The sequence below is a fragment of the Dyella sp. genome, from assembly GCF_036746095.1.
Lineage (GTDB): Bacteria > Pseudomonadota > Gammaproteobacteria > Xanthomonadales > Rhodanobacteraceae > Dyella_B.
The window spans coordinates 1-3,641 of the sequence record NZ_DAIOEU010000116.1 but is presented as its reverse complement, the minus strand read 5'-3'; the positions used below and the strand labels follow the sequence as shown (position 1 = coordinate 3,641).

Below are 3,641 nucleotides of genomic sequence, written 5' to 3'. Positions count from 1 at the left end.
ATGGCGTACCACGCTGGTGGACTATGATCCCGCCCGGCTGCGTGCCAGCGATCTCCCGGCCGGCTTGCATACGGCGTGTGCCACGCCGCAGCAGCTTATGGATGCCATTGCGCTCGATTGCCATAGCTCGGTCGTGGTGATGACGCACAACCTTGAACAAGACATCGCTTATCTCGGCGCTTTGCGCCATGCGCCAGTCGCGTATATCGGCGCATTGGGCTCACGCGAGCGGGTCGCACGCATGCGCAGCAGCCCTGCGCTCGAAGGCCTGCACGTGCATGCACCGGCGGGCCTGGATATCGGCTCGGAAACGCCGGAGGAAATCGCGTTGGCCATTGCGGCGGAGATCATGGCGGTGATCAATGATCGTAGCGGCGGGCATTTGCGCGACAACGACGGCGCTATCCATCCGTCGTAACTCGTGGTTCGTAGGCCGGGATGACAATCCCAGCCTGACTTGTCACCTTGATGCCGGGATTTCATTCCAGCCTGCGCGCCGCTGACCCCTCGTAGGCCGGACGAGCACCGCCGAACTCCAACATGGTATGCACGACGTGCGATGCTGGATTCGCGTGCCGCTTACGACAACCTACAGCCTCAGCAAGTCATCATGCGGATGCTTTCCGAACGGCGCCGATTCTCCCAGCCGCAATGCAGTGGCGACATAAGCCCATAGCGCCTCGGGAGACGGGGCATTGTCGGGTGGCGAACCATCGGGACGCTGGCGGCCCGCTGCGCCCGTTCTCACGTATTTGCCGATGACGGTGGCCGTGCCGCCTTTGGCGTGATCCGCGCCGGGCAAAGTACGGCTGAATTCGCCGGTGAGCAGCGTCACGACGTTTTGTCCCGGCAAGGCCATCACGCGGCGAAGAAACGTATCCAGCGCAGGGGTGATGGGCGCCATGATCTGACGCGCGACATCACCCGTATCATCGTGATGCGTATCGAATTGCCGGTCCTGTCTTCCGGTATACGCAGGCTGTGCGAAAACCACACCGGCGCCCTCGCGTACCAGCGCTTCGACGGCAGCGAAGGTAGTGCGCTGGTTGTCGATCATTGGGTTGGCACCGAACGCGCCATACGCCTCGCGGATATCATTGAACTGTGCAATGGAAAGCGAGCGACGTGCATCGTCCAGTTTCATGATGTACTCGAAACCGATGCCGTGCTCCAGTTGGGGATGATCGGAAACGCCCACCGGCAAACCGAGGTTGTTGACGATGGCGCAACGTACGGCGGCGGGCGGCATCGCCGCGGCCAGGCGCAACAGCTGGCTGTGCGAACCGGCCTGCAGCACCGCGGCGCGCGAATCATTGTGCGAATAAAGGCCATGCCTGAAATGCACCGATGCCATGTGCTGCAACGCCACGGCAGGCAAGCTGCCCAGTGAGCCGGCATCGACGTAGAGCCCGTTGCCCAGGGAGCGGATGTTGTCCGCCGTCACGCCGAAGGCCCCGTTGGCAAGAAAGGCATCCGCGCTGTTGAAAAGACCCGCAGGGCCGCCGTTCAACCAGAACACCACCAGCGTAGGCCGTTCGCTGGCGACACGGCCCTTTGCCAACAGCCTGGCGTCGCCGAGTGCCAATGCACCGGCCACGGCCATGCCGCCTTTGAGCAGCTCGCGGCGTGTCATCGAATACGCAGCCATGGGATGCCTCTTCTTTTCGGTTAAGTGATGCGTTCAAGCAAGCGCGTCAGTACGCACGACCGCCGCGTTATTGCTCGCGCTGCCAGTTCGGGCTTAGCCTAGGCCGTCTGTTTTTCGAAAGGTGGTCATCCTGTGTCGCGTTTCGGACAACCTCTTCGCCAATCGTTGGCCTGGCCGATCACCGCACTGGCCAAGGAATATCCGCAAGGCTGGCGCGTGGCCATGCACCGGCACCGCCGCGGCCAGCTTATCTATGCCAAATCGGGCGTGATGCATGTGACCACCCAGGAAGGCATCTGGATCGTGCCGCCGCAACGTTCGCTGTGGATACCGGCTGGCATGCAGCACGAAATCAACATGGAAGGCCGGGTCGCCGTACGCATGCTCTATCTCGATCGAGCCACGAGCGTATCGTTCGGCGCCCATTGCAAGGTATTGACGGTATCGAACCTGCTCCACGAACTGATCCTGGCCGCGGTGCAGGCGCATGCGGAAAAGCATCGGCAACGCATGGGCATGCTGGCGCCGCTGCTATTGCATGAATTACAAACGGCCGGCGAAATCGCTTTCCATATTCCGGTGCCTTCGGACCCGCGCTTGAAGAGCGTGTGCCAGCGCTTGATCAACGGCACCTCGCACACCGAGACATTGGAACAATTGGCGGCACGCGCAGGTGCAAGCAGCCGCACGCTGGCGCGATTGTTCGAGAGCGAACTGCACATGTCGTTCGTGCGCTGGCGCCAGCACGTGCGGCTCGCCAGGGCGCTCAGCCAGATGAGCCGTGGGCTCTCCATCAAGGCCGTTGCGCGCGACGCCGGTTATGCCAACTGCAGCGCTTTCAGCAGCATGTTTCACCGCGTGCTTGGGGTGACGCCGACGGACTATATGAAACAGGCGGTGAAGTTGTGATGCGTTTCGACATGGCGTAGGTTGGGGTGAGGCGCAGCCGAACCCCAACATGGCACGCACAGCATGGCGACGTTGGGGTTCGCGTGCGCTCACCCCAACCTGCAACAGTTGGCGGAGATTGCCAGCGAGCCGATGATTCGGCGCACGTCGCGCGTGCTATTGGACACGGATGCGCCGGCGCTGGTGTTGAGGGCGAGTACGCCGATCAAGTGGAAGCCGTGCTCGACTACGAAATGAACGCTGAGATTACGTCCTGCCTACGAACAACGTCGCGCTGGTGAAGGTAGGGCGCCTCACAACAGCCAAGCTGCGAGTACGAAAGTGATTGTCCGTAGAGTGCATACACAAATGCGCGATCACTCACCATCACCTTGCGTATGATGCTTCTCGAAGTGGTCCGCGACGCGTTCGATCAGTTGCGTGTAGTGCTTCACGACGGCTTGCCAGGCGAGCGCGTCCTCTGCGTGGTGCTGGGCCAGATCGGGCGGCAGGTCATCGCCGACTCTATCGATCAGCGCCGGCACCTGATGTTGCCAGTTGAGCAATAGCCAGTCGGGTCGTGAGTGGGTGAAAATCAAAGCATCCAGCACAGTCTCCATTACCTGCAGTTGCCGAACGGTACGAATCCTCTGCCCTTCCAGAAAACGAAGGCTGTCGCGATGACTCGCCAGAATTTCTTTTAACCACGGAGCCGTCTGCGCCTGCCAGGTCAACAGGTCCTGAACCTGCTGCTCGATGTCGTCAGTATCGTTATTCAGCACAACGGTGGGCCCGGGGGCTGGCCGCAATACCGCCTGCTCCTGTCGCCAGCGCTCCAGTGCATCCTCGTCGACATCCAGCTTTGGAACTTCAACGGGCGGCAGGCTTATTTTTTCAGCGATCCATTGCTGTGCAATCGCTTCTCTTCTTTTCTCTCGCCACTTGCGAAAAAACTTCACGCATCCTCCTTGGAAATAGATCCACATCAAGCCCATCTCGTGCGGTTTGGCTCAGGGCCCACCACCCGGACCACCGCCAGGCATCGTCGGGTAAAGATGCTGCTGCATATTGGCCTGCGCACGCTGTTGCTCGAACACCGCCCACT

At 61.0% G+C, this 3,641-nt stretch carries 4 protein-coding genes; 2 read left to right on the top strand and 2 right to left on the bottom strand.

The features are described 5' to 3' along the window. The coding region (locus V7M64_RS22200; RefSeq protein ID WP_333682339.1) for an XdhC family protein at positions 1-418 on the top strand (418 nt) is incomplete at its 5' end. A 171-nt stretch (positions 419-589) separates the two neighbouring features. Here the strand turns inward: V7M64_RS22200 and V7M64_RS22195 are convergent. Beyond that, on the bottom strand, positions 590-1,648 hold the full coding sequence (locus V7M64_RS22195; RefSeq protein ID WP_333682337.1) for a hypothetical protein: 1,059 nt from the start codon (positions 1,646-1,648) through the stop codon (positions 590-592). Positions 1,649-1,780: 132 nt separating this feature from the next. Between V7M64_RS22195 and V7M64_RS22190 the strand changes: the two genes are divergently transcribed. Then, entirely contained in the window at positions 1,781-2,557 is a 777-nt protein-coding gene (locus V7M64_RS22190; protein WP_333682336.1) for a helix-turn-helix transcriptional regulator, read from the top strand. 356 nt (positions 2,558-2,913) lie between these two features. Here V7M64_RS22190 and V7M64_RS22185 read toward each other — a convergent pair whose 3' ends face one another. Then, complete coding sequence (locus tag V7M64_RS22185) at positions 2,914-3,495, bottom strand: hypothetical protein (protein WP_333682334.1); 582 nt, start codon at positions 3,493-3,495, stop codon at positions 2,914-2,916. Between the last annotated feature and the right edge of the window lie 146 nt (positions 3,496-3,641).